Here is a 16,465-nt window from a genome sequence, read left to right as displayed (position 1 = left end):
GAGTGAGACTATGTATACCAATAATTACCTTGCATCCGTACTGCGACAACCATCCATAGGCCTGGAGGACAAGGTGTTCATCCGCGCTGTGGACTGGAATCTGGAGCGCAGTTATCGCGACTTTTTTGAGAACAGCGAGCGTATTGCCGCGTTTTTGCATGAACTGGGCGTGCGGCCGGGCGACCGGGTGCTGAACTTCACCGAAAAAACCGTGACCTCGCTGGAGCTGTATATGGGCACGGTGTTGGCGGGGGCTGTGTATGTTTCGGTCAACCCAGCCTACGGACAAGAAGATCTGGCGTACTTTTTGGATAATGCCGAACCTAGCGTGCTGGTGTGTTCTAGCGCAATGCACGCCACCATCCAGGACTTGCCGGCTGTGCGGGCCTTGTCCCGTTGCCTGACGTTGGATGTGGGCGAGACCGGTACGCTGGTCGATGGCATGGCGCGCTTTGAGCCCGGCTTTCAGGCCCAGGCGCGCGCGGCGCAGGATGTCGCGGCGATTCTTTACACCTCCGGGACAACGGGCAGGCCCAAGGGGGCGGTGCATACGCATCGGTCCCTGGCATCGAATGCCACTACCTTGGTGGATTACTGGCATTTCACGGATAAAGACGTGTTGATCCACGCACTGCCGTTATTTCATCTGCATGGCTTGTTCACGGCGACCAATGTCATGTTGGCCTGTGCAGGAAGCATGCTGTATTTGCCTGGCTTCGAGGTGCGGCGCGTGCTGGGTCTGTTGCCACAGGCCACCGTGCTGATGGGGGTTCCGCCGTTCTATATGGCCTTGCTCAAGCAAGAAGGCCTGGCGGCGGCGGCCGCGTCTATGCGTTTGTTTATTTCCGGTTCGGCACCCATGTTGCCCCAGACCCATGCGCAGTGGCAGCAATGCACCGGCCATACGGTGCTGGAGCGTTACGGCATGACCGAGGGCAGCATGATTGCCTCCAATCCGTATGACGGCCAGCGTCGTCCCAACAGCGTAGGGCTGGCATTACCGGGTGTATCCATCCGGATCATGCAGGAAGATGGTTGTACAGCCGCCGAGACGGGGCAGGTCGGTTTTGTGGAATTGCGCGGTGAAAACCTGTTTTCGGGATATTGGAAACTGCCCGAGAAAACGGCCGAAGACATGCGTGCCGATGGCTACTTTATTACCGGAGACTATGGCTATTTCGATGGCGACGGCTATCTGCATATCGTCGGCCGGGTCAAGGACGCCGTTAAAACGGCGACAAAAGTCGTGTTTCCCAAAGTTATCGAGGAGTGCATAGACCGGATCGACGGCGTGGCGGAAAGCGCCGTCATTGCTGTTCCCGATGGTTCGGGCATGCAGGTTCCGGTGGCGATCGTAGTATCCAAGCCCGGTGCGGTGGTATCGGTTCAGGAAATCCAGGAACGTCTGGATACGGAGCTGGATAAAACGGATATGCCGGCGCGGATCGTGCTGGTGGACAGCCTGCCGCGCAACATCATGGGCAAGGTACAAAAGGTCGTGCTGCGGGAGCAGTACCGCAGTTTGGTCACCGAGCTTCAGGAGGTCTGAGCATGTCTGGGCAGCTTGCCTGCGCAGAGCCCGAAGCCAAGCTTGGTTCCTGTCAACTGTTGGTGGTGGAGTCAGGGCGGGCGGCTTTTCGCAATTATATGTTCGTGGTATTTGATCCGCAGTCCCGCGACGCCGTCGTCATCGACCCAGGCTGGGACGCGGTGTTCCTGTCGAATTTGCTGCAGGAGCATGGCCTGGACTGTCGTGGTCTGCTGGTTACCCATAGTCATGCCGACCATATCGCGGCCGCCTCCGAGCTGGCGCAGTTGCAGGGCTGCCCTATTTATCTGTCGCATATCGAGGCACAGGTTTCCGGGTTTCGGGACCCTGCCTTGCGGCTGACGCATGGCAGGGAGTGGGTGTATTGCGGCACCCTGGCTTGCCAGATTCTGCCCACGCCGGGGCATACGTCCGGTTCATGCTGCTTTCTGGTGGGGGATTGCCTGTTTACCGGCGATACCCTGTTTATGGAAGGCGTGGGGTTGTGCAGTGGGCCTACCGGCTCGGTGCAGGACATGTTCGAGTCGCTGCAGCGACTCAAAGATTGCGTGCCGCAGGATACGCGGGTCTATCCGGGCCATCAGTACCTGGAGCCGATCGGCCAGTGCTTCGGAGCGCTCAAGGACAAGAATGTGTACCTGAAGATCGGCAATCTGAAGACATTTGCCATGTTCTGCGGGCGCAGCGGGCGAAATGCATACAGGCCGCCGCCGCCGTCTTCGGCCCGGGAACTGGGGACGTGTGTCGTTCAGTTGTGATGAGCAGTCGACCATAAAAAAGGATGGGGAAGATGAAAGTATTTATTGTGGAAGCGACGGGGTTGGAGCGCACCTTGGAGGTCGAGTCCGGCATGAGTGTGATGGAAAGTGCAGTCCGCGCAGGCGTGGAGGGAATCGATGCCGATTGTGGGGGCTCCTGTTCTTGTGCGACCTGTCATGTGTACGTGGACCCGTCGTGGCTGGAGCGCTTGCCGCAGATGCAGGCCATGGAGCGGGATATGCTGGGTTTTGCGCAGGGTCGACAGGCCAATTCCAGGCTGTCTTGTCAGTTGATGGCCTGTGCCGAGCTCGATGGCATGCGCTTGAGCATTCCTGTCGAGCACGCTGAATAGGGTGGAGTAGAGCATGGCGCACACGACCATTGTGGCAGGGGCGGGGCATGCTGGCGTCAATCTAGCCGTTGCCCTCCGAAAAAATGGCTATGCGGGCAAGATCTTGCTGATGGAGGCCCAGTCGGAGCTGCCCTATCAGCGCCCGCCCTTGTCCAAGGGCTATTTGCTGGGACAGGTGCCGCAGGAGCGTCTGGCTTTTCGTCCAGCCGATTTTTTTCAGGCCCAACAGATTGAACTGCACCGGGCGGGTATAGACAGTATCGATCCTGCGGATCGCACCGTATCGGCGCAGGGGCAGGCCTGGAATTACGATACGCTGGTGTTGGCTCTGGGTTCCAGGCCGCGCCGCTTGGCGATCCAGTCCCAGGCCCCCGAAAATGTATTCTCCATTGCCACTTTGGATCAGGCGCGCGCCTTGAAGCAGCGTATGCCGGTGTGCGGCCATGCCGTGGTGCTGGGGGCAGGGTTTATAGGCCTGGAGTTTGCGCGCGCCGCCTGCGCGGCGGGCATGCAGGTCACGGTGGTGGATTCGGCCGATCGTGTCATGTCGCGTAGCCTGCCGCCAAGCCTGAGCGAGTATGTGCGGGTGCGCCACGAGCTGGCCGGCGTGCAGTTTGTATTGGCCGATTCGGTGCTGGAGTGCATGACCGAGGGGAACACGGTCATCGAGTTGTTGTTGCAGTCGGGCCGGCGCTTGCCATTGGATCTGCTGGTGGTAGGAGTGGGTTCTGATGCGCAGGATGAATTGGCCGCTGCGGCTGGATTGCAGGTTCAGAATGGCGTGTTGGTCGATGCCTATCTGCAGACCGGCACGCCTGGGATTTACGCCATCGGTGATTGCGCGCGCGTGCGCGGTGCGGACGGCCGGAGCCGACGGCTGGAGTCTGTGCAGAATGCGCATGACCAGGCTCGTTATCTGGCGGCCCGGCTGATGGGGCAGGAACAGGGGGTGTACAAGGCCTTGCCTTGGTATTGGTCTGACCAGGGGGATGTGAAAATACAGATTGCCGGTGAGCAGGGGCCTTATGACCAGGTGCGCACGTTTGTGGATGAGCAGGCGCAGATGGCTGTGGCATATTGTTTTTCGGGACCGGGCGTGGCGGCAGTGGCGACCGTCAATTGTCCGGCCGCGCATATGGTGGCGCGTCGGCAGTTGGCCCTGGAGGGAGGGTGGGACTTGTCCTTGTCCGAGCTGCAGTCCGCTGATTTTGATGCCTTTCAGCGCGCTGGCGTGGTGGCCGGCGTGTAGATGTTGTCACGGGCCCGTCGGTCTGTGTCCACTGTAGGGTTAGGACTCGTCAAGCTCCTTGGCGCAGATCTGTGCAATTCGCGTTTACCAGTGTTGTTTATTCGCGCAGCAACAAGCAATGAAAAGTGCCGCTCTGTTTACAATCGGATAGACATGCTTTGCGCAGTTCAGGAGCGAGGCGTTTTTTCCCCAGGGCGAGCGATGATCAGAAAAATCCTGTGCATATGTGGTTTTGCCTTTTTCAGTTTGCCCCTGATGGCGGATGAGGCTGCGTTTTCCCTGAACGAGAAGCTCGTGACCCGCTATGTCCAGAGCCTTGGCGATATGTTGCCCATGCTGCAGTCGGTGGACCAGGGTGAACAGTTCTGGCAGGACAGTGCGCCCGATGGTGTGCCTGAGGCCTTGTATATCGGTCGGATCGAGCGTGACTCGGATCTGTATCATCAGCTTAACCGGCAAGCCCAACGGCATGGTTTTTCAGGCGTGGATCAGTGGGCCCAGGTGGGTGACCGCGTTCTGCTGACACGGCTGTATATTCAGGAACGAAAAGAGCTGGACGCGCTTTACGAGAGCCTGGACGAGCTGGAGCAGGATTTGCTGAATAATTCTCGCCAATATTCTACGGCCGAGTTGGAACAGATCATGCGTACCTTCTACGACAGCCGTGACCACATCCGCATGGTGGTGTCCACGCGGCCCGATGCGCCGCTGGTGCAAGCGCATATGGCAGACCTGGATGCGGCGCTCTCGTCTATCGAGTAGGATTTACATCGGCCGCGACTGATTTTTTGGGCATATGTGTTCAAAAAGAAGCCGTTGACATGTTTTGACGCTTTTTTTCCGGTCCGTTGGGAATGCTTGGGCGATAATGCTGCTCTGTTTCAAATCATGTGAAAGAGAAAGCGTTATGCGCATCATTCTGATTCTCGTGGGGGCTGCGGTCGTGGCTTACCTGATTATAAAAGGCGCCCGCCAGGTCATGGCCGAACGCCGTCAGCCTAAAGGGCCGGCGCAGTTGCCTGACGAGGGAGGCCGCGATGAGCGTTGATAAAAACTCGCTGCCTGGCTCGAAGGCATTCAGCGGTGCCTTGGCAGGCCGCTTGACTGGCTTGAAGTTCCTGGGTTTGGGCCTGGTGCTTTTTCTGGTGTTGCTGGTCGCGTCGATGGGGTCTTTTTTGCAGGTCGATCAGGGCGAGCGCGGCGTGGTGCTGCGCAATGGCAAGCTGGTGCGGGTGGCAGAACCCGGGCTGGATTTCAAAGTGCCGTTCTTTGATTCTGTGCGCAAGATCTCGGTGCGGGACCACACGGTGCGCATGCAGCTGGAAGCGTATAGTTTCGACCAGCAGTCCGCTTCCATGGTTGCGTCGGTGACCTATCGGGTGCCCGAGGGTGATGTGGCCCAACTGTATTCGGAGTACGGTTCGCTCGAAGCGCTGGAGGCGCGCTTGTTGGAGCGCAAGGCGCTGGATGTCATCAAGAACGTATTCGGCAAGTACACGGCAGCGCAATCGATTCAGAATCGTGAAAAACTGGGCGGCGACATTAACGATGCGATGCGCGTGTCTCTGGAAGGGGCTCCGTTGCAGATGATGGGTGTGCAGGTGGAAGAAGTGTCTTTTTCGCAGGCTTACGAGCAGTCCATCGAAAATCGCATGTTGGCCCAGGTGCAGATCGAGACGACGCGTCAACAAAAAGAGACCGCGTCTATTCAGGCCGAGATCCAGGTGGTGCAGGCCGAAGCCGAAGCTCGCGCGCAGCGCGAACGCTATATGGCCGAGGCTGACGGCATTAAGCTGCGGGGCGAAGCCGAAGCAGAGGCCATTCGGGCCAAGTCGCAGGCCCTTGCGCAAAATACCAATTTGGTCAATCTGAATGCGGTGGAGAAGTGGGATGGCAAGCTGCCGCAAAGTTTGATTCCCGGTTCGACTCTACCGTTCATCGGCCTGCGGTAAACTGAGAGCGCCCACGCCTGTATGGTGTCCCGCGCGGCCAGGCCGTGCGGGTTTTGCCATTTTCTTGGAAATACCTATTTAATGAATAACGATCTTAGTCCACGTCCTTCGCGCGACGGTACAGAGCAATTGGTCAGCCAGCGCAATCTGACACTGATTATTTATGCTTTGTATATTCTGTCCATTTTTGGCGGCATTACCGCCTTGGTGGCCATCATCATCAATTACATCAAGCGTGACGACGTGCGCGGCACCTATCTGGAGTCGCACTTTACCTGGCAGATCAAGACGTTCTGGATCGGTGTGATCGGCGGCGTCGTGTCTTTCCTGCTGATGTTTGTTGTGATTGGATTTATTACTGCCCTTATCGTGGGCGTCTGGGTGATCTACCGCCTGGTCAAGGGCCTGTTGGTCTTGAACGATGGCAAACCTATTGCTTGATCCGGCAATACATAACCGTTTAAAACAGCCCGCATGCGCGGGCTGTTTTTTTTATAGGGCGAAGGCCTGGTAGACGGTCAGGCCCAGACCACCCATCCACAGCAGCAAGGGCACGGGTTTCATCAACAAAGCGGGCAGCAGGCGTGCGATGATACCGATCTGGCGGGCAAACAGCCACAGTAGCGAAGGCGATTCCCGGCGGTCTTTCATGTGGATCATGCCCAGTGAAATCAGCATGGGGCTGGACAGATAGGCGGCATAGAACAGCATGCCCAGCGCGAAGGCGAGCCAGTAATACAACATGTTCATCGCATGAAACGTAAAGTGGAATGCGGCATTATATCGGCCTGAACAGTCTATGATCACACTTTGTTCCGGGTTGCGGCGCACCGGGTTTCAGAACACATCAAGAGGCAGGCATGCACAACATTTATTCTATCGACGGCCTGGTGCCGGTCGTTCACCCTAGCGCGTATGTGCATCCGACAGCGGTGTTGATCGGGGATGTGATCATTGAGGCAGGGGTGTATATCGGACCACTGGCCAGTCTGCGCGGCGATTTCGGACGCATCGTCATGATGGCCGGGTCCAATATTCAAGATACGTGCGTTATTCATGGCACGCCCGAGCAGGACACCGTCGTGCAGCAGGACGGGCATGTGGGGCACGGTGCCGTGTTGCATGGCTGTGTCATCGGACGAAATGTGCTGGTCGGCATGAATGCGGTGGTCATGGATGGTGCCGATATCGGCGCAGACAGCATTATCGGTGCGATGGCTTTTGTTAAAAAAGGCATGGCGGTGCCGCCGCGCAGTCTGGTCGCCGGCTCTCCTGCCCGAGTGGTCAAGGAACTGGACCAAGCGTCTATCGACGGCAAGCATTTTGGCACGCGCATGTATCAGCGTCTGGCACAGCGTTCGTTGGCAAGTATGCAGCGTGTTCATCCTTTGACCGAGGTGGAGCCGGATCGTCCCCGTTTGCGTGATGATCAGATCTACCCGCAGGACTGACCTACGCGTCATTTACTACGGTACTTGACTGTAACCTTCCTGATCAGTCGCGGTCCTGCAACACGTGACGTCAATCTGTTTTCCGGTGTAACAGGCACAGGGGTATTATCGTTTGAACGATCGGGCTGCGTCAGCCCCTGCAGGCCGTGTGCCTGTCCGGCGGGGGCCTGATCGATGGCCCGGTTGCGTCTCTGGCTCTTGCGCGCAAGCCAGCGCGATCGGAAAGCAGATGTAGGCTCCAGCATGGGTGGGGGACGTATATGCAATTGGGTGTATTCAGGTCCAGGGGAACAGGAGAAAGTCGGGTTGCGGCGACACCGGACACAGTGAAAGACTATGTCAAGTCAGGGCATGTCTTAATTGTGGAATCGGGGGCGGGACAAGGCATAGGCTGTTCGGACGAGGATTACGAACGTTCGGGTGCGCGTATTGGCGATCCTTACCAGGCGGTCATCTTGCTGGTGGTCGGCGTACAGGATCTGGACCCGGCTCGGCTACGGCCCGAGCATGTGGTGGTGGGTTTGCTTGACCCGTACGACACAGCCGGTCTGGACCGCTTGGCATCCAGTGCTTGCAGCGCGTATGCGCTGGAGCTGATCCCCCGCACGACGCGGGCCCAGAGCATGGATGTGCTTTCATCGCAGGCCAATATTGCCGGTTATGCCGCAGTGCTCAAAGCGGCGACCTTATATCCGCGTTTCTTTCCGTTGATGATGACGGCCGCCGGCACGGCCAAGGCGGCGCGTGTCGTGGTATTGGGGGCCGGTGTGGCAGGTTTGCAGGCCATCGCTACGGCCCGTCGCCTGGGGGCCGTGGTCGAGGCCTCGGATGTGCGGCCTGCCGCCCGCGAACAGATTGAGTCGCTGGGAGGCAAATTTATCGACGTGCCGTACGAAACGGACGAAGAACGCGAAGCGGCGCAGGGCGTGGGTGGCTACGCGCGGCCTATGCCGGCTTCCTGGCTGGAAAGACAGGCCAAGGTCGTGGCCGAGCGTTGCGCATTGGCTGATGTGATTATTTCCACTGCCCTGATTCCGGGGCGGCCGGCTCCGCGTCTGATCAGCGAAGAGGTGGTGCGCTCCATGCGTGCCGGTTCGGTGATCGTGGACCTGGCAGCGGCGCGGGGCGGCAATTGCGCCTTGACCGAAGCGGATCAGATCGTGCAGCGGTATGGCGTGACGCTGGTCGGGGAAACCAACTTTCCGGCTCGCGTCGGTGCCGATGCCTCGGCTTTGTATGCCCGTAACATCCGCAATTTCCTGGGATTGATACTGAAGGATCAATCCGATGAACTGCATATCCCCGAGGATGACGATATCGTCAATGCCAGTCGGGTTACGCAGGCGGGCCAACGACTCTTTCCAACGCAGCGAGCCTGAGCCATGGACATCATTTCACCTGTTGTTATCAATCTTATTATTTTCGTGCTGGCCATTTATGTGGGTTACCACGTGGTATGGACCGTGACTCCGGCCTTGCATACCCCATTGATGGCGGTGACCAACGCGATTTCGGCCATCATCATTGTAGGCGGCATGCTGGCTGCCGCGCTGACCGAAAGCACTTGGGCCCAGGCAATGGGGATTGCCGCCACGGCCTTGGCGTCTGTGAATGTATTTGGCGGTTTTCTGGTTACCCGGCGCATGCTGGAGATGTTCAAGAAAAAGCCGGCTAAAAATGCAGCCCGGGGAGAGCGTCCATGATCTCCATGAACACAGTGACTTTGTGCTATTTGTTGGCCTCGGTGTGTTTTATTCAGGCGCTCAAAGGCTTGTCTCATCCGGCCAGTTCGCGGCGTGGCAATCTGTTCGGCATGGTTGGCATGGCGCTGGCTATCCTGACCACGGGCGTGCTGATTTATTCCCTGGCCGCTCCCGGGCAGGCCGTGCCTGGCTTGTTGCGGGTGCTGGCCGGGCTGGTGGTGGGGGGCTTGTTGGGCACCATCATGGCACGGCGCGTGCAGATGACCAAAATGCCGGAGTTGGTGGCCTTCATGCACAGCATGATAGGTTTGGCCGCCGTTGCCATTGCCATCGCTGTTGTGCTGGAGCCGGTGGCTTTTGGTATTGCGTCCGCGGACGCGAGTCTGCCGGTGGGCAACCGTCTGGAACTGGCGCTGGGAACACTGGTGGGGGCGATCACGTTTTCCGGGTCTGTCATTGCATTTGGCAAACTGTCCGGCAAATACAAGTTCCGCTTGTTCCAGGGGGCTCCCGTTACCTTCAAGGGGCAGCACTGGCTTAACCTGCTGCTGGGTCTATTGGCGCTGGCGTGCGGGGCGGTTTTTGTGCTGACGCAGGCCTGGTGGGCGTTCTTCCTGTTGCTGGCCTTGTCGTTTCTGCTCGGGGTGATGCTCATCATCCCTATCGGCGGGGCCGATATGCCGGTGGTCGTGTCTATGCTTAACAGTTATTCGGGATGGGCGGCAGCCGGTATCGGGTTTTCGCTGAACAATGCCATGCTCATCATTGCTGGTTCGTTGGTGGGCGCGTCGGGGGCGATCCTGTCCTACATCATGTGCAAGGCCATGAACCGGGCGTTTTTCAATGTCTTGTTGGGCGGGTTCGGTGCGGCAGCATCGGGAGCGGCGGGCGCATCGGAGCAGGGTAGTCGCACGGCCAAGTCGGGTAGTGCCGAAGATGCCGCCTTTATGATGAGCAATGCCGAATCGGTCATTATCGTGCCGGGCTATGGATTGGCGGTGGCGCGTGCGCAGCATGCGCTCAAGGAGCTGTCGGACAAACTGACCAGCCAGGGCGTGTCGGTGCGTTACGCCATTCATCCGGTGGCCGGGCGCATGCCGGGGCACATGAACGTCTTGCTGGCCGAGGCGGAGATGCCCTACGAGCAGGTATTCGAGATGGATGACATCAATAGCGAATTTGCCCAGACCGATGTGGTCTTGGTGTTGGGGGCTAACGATGTGGTCAATCCCGCCGCCAAAACCGATCCGGCTTCGCCGATTGCCGGCATGCCGATTCTGGAAGCTTATAAGGCCAGGACAGTCATCGTGAACAAGCGTTCCATGGCCGCTGGCTATGCCGGTTTGGATAACGACTTGTTCTATATGGACAAGACCATGATGGTGTTTGGCGACGCCAAGAAAACCATCGAGGATATGGTCAAGGCCTTGTAGTGGGACGCGCGCCGGTTTCGAGTTTTTTTCGGGGCCGGCGCGATGGCATTGTCCGCAGTCAGAATTTTGGGCCGGAGCGCAGTTGTTCGCACATTTGTTTGCGCTGTGCCTCTGTTGCCCCTTCCAGGTCTTTGCGGCCGCGTTGCAGGCCTTGCTCAAAAGCGGCATTAAAGTCCTGATCGTTCAGGCCCATGTCTTTCATGGATTCTTTTTGTTTGTTTTTCATGTCCTGCAATTGGGCATCGCTATAGTCGCCGCAGACCTGAGCGGCCGCGTGCATGGCTCCGCTCATTTGGGCCAGTTGAATAGAAGGATTGGCTTCCTGGGCGACGGCGGGGCCGCACACCAGTAATAGGGCGGCAGGCAGGCAGAGCAATGTGCGCTGAAACATAGTGAGTCCTGTTGTGGTGCAGCAGAAAAGCCTGGATCAACCGATCTCAGGCTTTTTTTGTGAAAAATTGGAGAAGCCGCTTTTATTGTTGCAGGCTGTAAGAGCTTACTTTGTTGCGTTCAAAATGAACGAAAAAAACGCGATTTTTTGTGGGGGCGGCAGTGCTGATGGCACCCGCTCCGAGGGCATTCATGGCCGTCGAGAGCAGATCCGAGGTTGGGTTGTTTTCGTCAGGCCGATAGACCCACATCGTAGGTCCGGTCGGGCCTTCATCGACCGAGTGGGGAGGGCCGTAAATCCGGCGTACGTCCTCGACGCTTGTAACGCCTTCTTTGAGATGCGTGCGCGCATAGGAGGCGGTAAATTTATCTTCGCCACCCATGCCGCCGCCCTGTAGGGTTTGGCAGGCGGTCAGTGGAATGGACAGCAAAAGTGCAACAAGGATACGACGTGTCATAGGTTTCCTCTTCAGTTGATGAATGCATCGGTGTAGTTTGTTTTGTGCCTTATCCAGCGGATGGGCGATGCACGATATTTTGCCCCCGATAGAAACCGTAGGCCGGTTCTTGCCGGGGGCACGTTATTTTCCATGTTTCTTTTTTTATAACTCGCCATTCAAGGTGCGTCTTTGAATAAGCGTTTTTTGGAAACGTATCTCCCATCTTTTTAATTAATATGGGCAATAATAGTTTGGATTTATTATTTTTTCATTGTAGTGGAAAAAAGTTACGATTGCGACTTTTCTGTTTCGTGAAATTCACGCATTATTGACTGCCAGAAAGATAAGCATGCTTGTTTTTTGTAGTCAGTAATGGCTGGGGTGCCGCCTTATTAAGGTTTTTAGCTAAATGCCGGGGACTTCTTCGTATTGGGCAGGCCGTTTATAGCCGGAGTTAACGGCACGCCCGGCCATGTGCCCCGATCAGGGCACCGGCGCGCCACGCCAGCAAACCGTCAACCCCGTCCGAATGTGCTGTGCCTTGAATGGCGTCTTCAAAAAGCCAGTTTGTCATCGACTTGGTAAATTGGCGTTCGGAATTACGGGGATGAGGGCTTATTGTGATGACGAATCCACCGTGTAAAGCAGATGCAAGACGAAAAAAGGTATCCCCACATTAGTTTGTGCGTAGAAAAGTGGTTTATTTATCATCGCGCAGCAAGGGGAGGGAAATGGCCCACGCCATGCAATTGTATCGAATTATAAATAGCCAAATTCCAGTTTGAGCAGGGTGGGGTCGATTTTTTCCTGAGCGGCCTGCAGCATGATTTGTGCGTTGCTTTGCTGATCGCTAAGGGTGACTCTCAGGATGATGTCGGTGTTGCCGGCAGACAGGGTGCGCATCGCTTGCTGGATTTTTTGGGCATCAAAATGCATTTTGATGCGTTTGCGCCGGCCTTGCGGGTCGGACCAACTAATGAGCAGTAATTCGGGTGGGGCCAGGTGATCGGTCTTGTAGTTTAAGATCGGGTGGCTTAGGTTGGCGATGCGTTCGCCATTAATTAAGTGCAAGATATCTACGGCAGGCTGGTGGATGGTTTGCTGGTCGGTGGACTCTATTACGATTTTCCATGTCCTGGGGGTGCTCCAGGCTTGCAGGCGTTCGGGTGTCGTTTTTCCGTAAAGCTGAAGATAGCGTTGGGTTTTTGCGTTGTTGTCCAGGTCATCCCGATAAACAAGGCGTAAGAATTCGGGGTTGGCTAAATATTTGGCATCTTCTGCAAGTGCGTTGGGACGTACTTGGATTTCGTGGGCTTGGTAGGTGCCCGCTTCTTTTTGTTCGTTATCGCCCCCAATCCATAATTGCACGTGCCCTTTAGGGGCCATCCCTATCGTAAAGCGGTGGTAGGTTTCTTTATGGATGCGTTGCGTGTAGGGATTGCGGACTGAATAGTCTGTGTTGAAGTAGTGTGATAAGCGCCGTGTATCCAGGTTCCAGGACCCGGTGAAGAATTTTTTTTCGACATGGGAATACCACGTCAGTGTCATGGACGCAGGGGCGGTGCTTTTTTGGGTTGGATGGCCCAGAAAGCCGGAGCCGTGGCCCCAGCCGGTATTGATGGTGCCCCAGATGGGGTCGAAGGCTTGCCGGGCATCGGTGGATACGAGCTCGCCACTGATAATGTCGATGGGATAGTCCAGCGGAGCCGATAGCGTGGCCTGCCAGGCGGCTTTGCCGGGATGGGTGGCGTTTTTTGAATGGGTGGCGATGGGGAGCGTTGCCATTAAAACCATAGCGACTCCTGCAGCGGCTGTTCCGGGGCGCAAGAACATAGTATGTACGGGGCCTTTGGTATGTCTGCGTTTTGACAGTAAGCGGTGCAGATCATACCAGCCAAGCGGATAGCCCGGCTTGGAACGTCAAAAAGCCACTCCCGAAGAAGTGGCTTTTTGATGATATTTGGCGCGGCTGGCAGGATTCGAACCCACGACCCCTTGGTTCGTAGCCAAGTACTCTATCCAACTGAGCTACAGCCGCAAAGACGATTATTTTAAACCATCTTGATATGTTTGCAAGTGTTTTTGTGATTTAACCGCAAAAAACAAGTGCTTTCTTTATGACCTGCTTCAAAAAAAATCTTCCCGCTTGGCGGGAAGATTTCTTGAAACTGGCGCGGCTGGCAGGATTCGAACCCACGACCCCTTGGTTCGTAGCCAAGTACTCTATCCAACTGAGCTACAGCCGCTAAAGAAGTAGAACTATAACACGGGTTTTTAGGCGTGTCACGATATGAACGTAATTTTTTGCGAAATATACGCTAAGGGCAGCGAGCAGCCGGTCCGTGCCACGTGCAAATCTGTATTGCACCCAGGGAGGTGGGTGTCAGAGGGGAGCGGGCCGCCGTACAGGCGGCTTGCCCCCCGTGGCACAAACGCGCATCATTACGCCATTGTTTTGGAGCCGACTGGATGGACCTCTCGAAAATTACCTGCACCGAAGATTTCCGGCTCGTGGCCAAACGCCGCGTGCCCAAAATGTTTTACGACTATGCCGACTCCGGCTCCTGGACGCAAAGCACGTACCGGGCCAACGAAGAGGACTTCCAGAAACTGAAGTTTCGTCAGAAAGTGGCCGTGGATATTCAAAGCCGTTCCCTGAAATCGACCTTGCTGGGCCAGGAGGTGGCGATGCCGCTGGCCTTGTCGCCTACCGGTCTGACCGGCATGCAACACGCCGACGGTGAAATGCTGGCTGCGATGGCGGCGCGCGATTTCGGCATTCCGTTCACCCTGTCCACGATGAGTGTGTGCTCGATTGAAGACGTGGCTCAGGCGACGCGCACGCCGTTCTGGTTTCAGTTGTATGTGATGCGCGACCGGGGTTTCATCGAAAATCTGATCGCCCGGGCCAAGGCGGCCAATTGTTCCGCCCTGGTCCTGACACTGGATCTGCAAGTGCTGGGCCAGCGGCACAAGGACATCAAGAACGGTTTATCCACGCCGCCCAAGCCCACGCTGCGCAATTTGATCAATCTGGCGACCAAGCCATACTGGTGCCGCCATATGCTGGCGACCCGCAGACGTACATTCGGCAATATTGTGGGCCATGCCAAAGGCGTATCCGATCTTAGTTCCTTGTCGACCTGGACGGCCGAGCAGTTTGACCCGTCCTTGAGCTGGGATGATATCGAGTGGATCAAGAAAGTCTGGGGCGGCAAGCTGATCGTCAAGGGCATCATGGATGCAGACGATGCGCGCCGGGCAGTGGACAGCGGCGCGGACGCCCTGATTATTTCCAACCACGGCGGACGTCAGTTGGACGGCGCGCCGTCATCCATTTCTTGCCTGCCGGCCATTGCGCACGCGGTGGGCGATCGCATCGAAGTGCTGCTGGACGGTGGCATCCGTTCCGGTCAGGATGTGTTGCGCGCCCGCGCCCTGGGTGCGCAGGGCGCCATGATAGGTCGGGCTTTCCTGTATGCGCTGGGCGCGGCGGGTCAGGCGGGCGTTGCGCGCTTGTTGCAACTGATGGCGAACGAAATGGATGTGTCCATGGCGTTCTGCGGACGTACATCGGTGGATAAAGTGGATCGCTCCATCTTGCTTAACCCCGATATCTTCGATCGCCCCGGTTACTAGCGCGACATCGCTCAGCCCGTTTTACCCTTTGAGTTTCAGGGCAATCTGGGCAATGTGCTTGCCTTGGTAGCGCGCTCCGTCCAGTTCGTTTTGAGAGGGCTGGCGGGAGCCGTCGCCACCGGCCAGGGTGGATGCGCCATAGGGACTGCCGCCGGTGACTTCGTCCAGGCGGGTCTGGCCTTCAAAGCTGTAGGGCAGGCCCACCACGATCATGCCGAAGTGCATCAGATTGTGAATCACCGACAACAGGGTCAGTTCCTGGCCGCCGTGCTGCGTGGCGGTGGAGGTGAAGGCTCCACCGACCTTGCCGTTCAAGGCTCCGCGTGCCCACAGTCCGCCAGCCTGGTCCAGGAAACTGGCCATTTGCGAACTGATGCGGCCAAAGCGGGTGCCCGTTCCTACGATGATGGCATCGTAGTGTTCCAGTTCGGCGATGCTGGCAACCGGCGCTGCTTGATCGAGCTTGAAGTGGGCGGCTTTGGCAACCGCTTCCGGAACCAGTTCGGGAACGCGCTTGATGTCCACTGTGGCACCTGCGCTGCGCGCGCCTTCGGCAACGGCTTGCGCCATTTTTTCGATGTGGCCGTAGGCGGAATAATAGAGAACAAGGACTTTTGCCATCGTATCTGCTCCGAAAGTGTGACCGTGTGGAAAGCGGCGCTGGTGTCGGACAAGGCGGCAGCTTGATCAATGGCCTGCCTGCTCGGGACGCCGAATTTGCATGATAGAGCTTGCCGGACGGCGATGCCAGAGGTCTAAGGCGGAAGCAGTCCCGATTGCCGATTTCTGGTGCTCGGGCGTGTGGCCTCAAGCGGGCAGCAGCGCGTAAGTCGTAGTGGCGTGGGCGACGAGACGGTTCTGCTCATCCAATAGTTTGACGTCGCCGAAGGCCAAGCTCTTGCCGCGCTTGAGCACCTGGGCCTGTATCTTTACGTCGCCCTGACTGACTGGTCGCACGAAGCTGGTGTTCAGGGACACGGTAGTCATGGGGCGGAACTGGCCCAGACTGTTGCTGACGGCCAGAACCATGGCTGTGTCGGCGGCTGCCATGTAGACCTGTCCGCAGATGACACCGGCGACGTGGGTAATCTGCTCGGAAAAGGGCAGGCGCAGGGTGGCGCTGCCATCGCCGATGTGTTCCACCTGCAGGTTCAGGGCCCGGACCCAGGGGGCGAACAAGGTGTCCAGGGCGTCTCGCGCTTGTTGAATGTCCATGCCGGTCAGCCGCAGTACACCGAGATGATATTGTTTTGTGCGTCCACGCGGATGCTGAGACGGGTGGAGTCGTAGTCGGTGGTGTACATGCGGTCTGGGTACAGGATGCGGGCCTGGACGGCACCGGCCTGTTTTACCAGGCTTTGCACGTGTTTTTCGCTGGCTTGTTGGCCGGCGGGATTAAGCGCGTCGGCATTGCACTGTCCGCCGTCAGGCTGGGCCGACGATGCGGGGGTGTGCGAGGAGGCACCGCCGGTGGCGGTGCAGGCTGCCAGCAAGACGGTTGGCAACAAAGTCAGGAGGGAAGAAGGTCGCATAAGTGATCCTTGAAAA

Annotated in this window: 20 protein-coding genes and 2 tRNA genes; 13 read left to right on the top strand and 9 right to left on the bottom strand. The window is 57.4% G+C overall.

All coding sequences use genetic code 11. The features are described from left to right. Positions 1-10: 10 nt before the first annotated feature. The 8 genes from AADW57_RS12745 to AADW57_RS12710 all read left to right on the top strand — a co-directional run bounded on the left by AADW57_RS12745 (position 11) and on the right by AADW57_RS12710 (position 6,302). Positions 11-1,549 carry an AMP-binding protein gene (locus AADW57_RS12745; protein WP_341667269.1) on the top strand — a complete coding sequence of 513 codons (1,539 nt, stop codon included), beginning with the start codon at positions 11-13 and terminating at the stop codon, positions 1,547-1,549. A gap of 2 nt (positions 1,550-1,551) precedes the next feature. Continuing rightward, the gene (locus tag AADW57_RS12740) at positions 1,552-2,307 is read left to right on the top strand and encodes an MBL fold metallo-hydrolase (protein WP_341667268.1); all 756 of its coding nucleotides are present in this window, start codon (positions 1,552-1,554) and stop codon (positions 2,305-2,307) included. 32 nt (positions 2,308-2,339) lie between these two features. Further along, a complete protein-coding gene (locus AADW57_RS12735) occupies positions 2,340-2,660 on the top strand; it encodes a 2Fe-2S iron-sulfur cluster-binding protein (protein WP_341667267.1) in 321 nt (106 codons plus the stop codon). A gap of 13 nt (positions 2,661-2,673) precedes the next feature. Next, positions 2,674-3,909: an NAD(P)/FAD-dependent oxidoreductase gene (locus tag AADW57_RS12730; RefSeq protein ID WP_341667266.1), complete on the top strand. Its 1,236-nt coding sequence runs from the start codon at positions 2,674-2,676 to the stop codon at positions 3,907-3,909. Between the two features lie 201 nt (positions 3,910-4,110). Next, on the top strand, positions 4,111-4,671 hold the full coding sequence (locus AADW57_RS12725) for a hypothetical protein (protein WP_341667265.1): 561 nt from the start codon (positions 4,111-4,113) through the stop codon (positions 4,669-4,671). 145 nt (positions 4,672-4,816) lie between these two features. Then, a complete protein-coding gene (locus AADW57_RS12720; protein ID WP_341667264.1) occupies positions 4,817-4,957 on the top strand; it encodes a hypothetical protein in 141 nt (46 codons plus the stop codon). Further along, positions 4,947-5,861: a prohibitin family protein gene (locus AADW57_RS12715; RefSeq protein ID WP_341667263.1), complete on the top strand. Its 915-nt coding sequence runs from the start codon at positions 4,947-4,949 to the stop codon at positions 5,859-5,861. Before AADW57_RS12720 ends, AADW57_RS12715 begins: the two co-directional genes overlap by 11 nt. A gap of 81 nt (positions 5,862-5,942) precedes the next feature. Next, positions 5,943-6,302: a DUF4870 family protein gene (locus AADW57_RS12710; RefSeq protein ID WP_341667262.1), complete on the top strand. Its 360-nt coding sequence runs from the start codon at positions 5,943-5,945 to the stop codon at positions 6,300-6,302. A 51-nt stretch (positions 6,303-6,353) separates the two neighbouring features. Here AADW57_RS12710 and AADW57_RS12705 read toward each other — a convergent pair whose 3' ends face one another. Continuing rightward, a complete protein-coding gene (locus AADW57_RS12705) occupies positions 6,354-6,605 on the bottom strand; it encodes a hypothetical protein (RefSeq protein WP_341667261.1) in 252 nt (83 codons plus the stop codon). Positions 6,606-6,721: 116 nt separating this feature from the next. Here AADW57_RS12705 and AADW57_RS12700 point away from each other — a divergent pair, with 116 nt between their 5' ends. The 4 genes from AADW57_RS12700 (at position 6,722) to AADW57_RS12685 (ending at position 10,448) form a co-directional block, all read left to right on the top strand. Next, positions 6,722-7,312 carry a phenylacetic acid degradation protein PaaY gene (locus AADW57_RS12700; protein WP_341667260.1) on the top strand — a complete coding sequence of 197 codons (591 nt, stop codon included), beginning with the start codon at positions 6,722-6,724 and terminating at the stop codon, positions 7,310-7,312. A gap of 260 nt (positions 7,313-7,572) precedes the next feature. Next, the gene (locus AADW57_RS12695) at positions 7,573-8,691 is read left to right on the top strand and encodes an NAD(P) transhydrogenase subunit alpha (protein WP_341667259.1); all 1,119 of its coding nucleotides are present in this window, start codon (positions 7,573-7,575) and stop codon (positions 8,689-8,691) included. Positions 8,692-8,694: 3 nt separating this feature from the next. Beyond that, positions 8,695-9,015, top strand: coding sequence for an NAD(P) transhydrogenase subunit alpha (locus AADW57_RS12690; protein WP_341667258.1), 321 nt, complete (start codon positions 8,695-8,697; stop codon positions 9,013-9,015). Continuing rightward, positions 9,012-10,448 (top strand): NAD(P)(+) transhydrogenase (Re/Si-specific) subunit beta, encoded by a 1,437-nt coding sequence (locus AADW57_RS12685; RefSeq protein ID WP_341667257.1) that lies wholly within the window; start codon positions 9,012-9,014, stop codon positions 10,446-10,448. The genes AADW57_RS12690 and AADW57_RS12685 overlap by 4 nt, the downstream gene beginning before the upstream one ends. Before the next feature lie 58 nt (positions 10,449-10,506). On the opposite strand, the gene AADW57_RS12680 is transcribed toward AADW57_RS12685, so the two are convergent. The 5 genes from AADW57_RS12680 to AADW57_RS12660 form a co-directional block, all read right to left on the bottom strand. Then, positions 10,507-10,839 carry a hypothetical protein gene (locus tag AADW57_RS12680; RefSeq protein ID WP_341667256.1) on the bottom strand — a complete coding sequence of 111 codons (333 nt, stop codon included), beginning with the start codon at positions 10,837-10,839 and terminating at the stop codon, positions 10,507-10,509. Between the two features lie 82 nt (positions 10,840-10,921). Then, positions 10,922-11,296 (bottom strand): hypothetical protein, encoded by a 375-nt coding sequence (locus AADW57_RS12675; protein WP_341667255.1) that lies wholly within the window; start codon positions 11,294-11,296, stop codon positions 10,922-10,924. Between the two features lie 741 nt (positions 11,297-12,037). After that, on the bottom strand, positions 12,038-13,063 hold the full coding sequence (locus tag AADW57_RS12670; RefSeq protein ID WP_341667254.1) for a DUF2931 family protein: 1,026 nt from the start codon (positions 13,061-13,063) through the stop codon (positions 12,038-12,040). A 176-nt stretch (positions 13,064-13,239) separates the two neighbouring features. Continuing rightward, a tRNA-Arg gene (locus AADW57_RS12665) sits at positions 13,240-13,316 on the bottom strand. Between the two features lie 131 nt (positions 13,317-13,447). Next, positions 13,448-13,524, bottom strand: a tRNA-Arg gene (locus AADW57_RS12660). A 223-nt stretch (positions 13,525-13,747) separates the two neighbouring features. On the opposite strand from AADW57_RS12660, the gene AADW57_RS12655 reads away from it, so the two are divergent. Next, complete coding sequence (locus tag AADW57_RS12655; protein ID WP_341667253.1) at positions 13,748-14,917, top strand: alpha-hydroxy acid oxidase; 1,170 nt, start codon at positions 13,748-13,750, stop codon at positions 14,915-14,917. 21 nt (positions 14,918-14,938) lie between these two features. On the opposite strand, the gene wrbA is transcribed toward AADW57_RS12655, so the two are convergent. From wrbA to AADW57_RS12640, 3 genes are all read right to left on the bottom strand, one after another. After that, the gene (gene wrbA / locus AADW57_RS12650; RefSeq protein WP_341667252.1) at positions 14,939-15,538 is read right to left on the bottom strand and encodes an NAD(P)H:quinone oxidoreductase; all 600 of its coding nucleotides are present in this window, start codon (positions 15,536-15,538) and stop codon (positions 14,939-14,941) included. A gap of 186 nt (positions 15,539-15,724) precedes the next feature. Beyond that, positions 15,725-16,132 (bottom strand): PaaI family thioesterase, encoded by a 408-nt coding sequence (locus AADW57_RS12645; RefSeq protein WP_341667251.1) that lies wholly within the window; start codon positions 16,130-16,132, stop codon positions 15,725-15,727. A gap of 5 nt (positions 16,133-16,137) precedes the next feature. Then, positions 16,138-16,449, bottom strand: coding sequence for an I78 family peptidase inhibitor (locus tag AADW57_RS12640; protein ID WP_341667250.1), 312 nt, complete (start codon positions 16,447-16,449; stop codon positions 16,138-16,140). Positions 16,450-16,465: the final 16 nt, after the last annotated feature.

Source organism: Alcaligenes sp. SDU_A2 (assembly GCF_038237375.1).
Classification (GTDB): domain Bacteria; phylum Pseudomonadota; class Gammaproteobacteria; order Burkholderiales; family Burkholderiaceae_B; genus Alcaligenes.
Note: the sequence above shows the minus strand (reverse complement) of the source record. Positions and strands in the feature narration are given on the sequence as shown.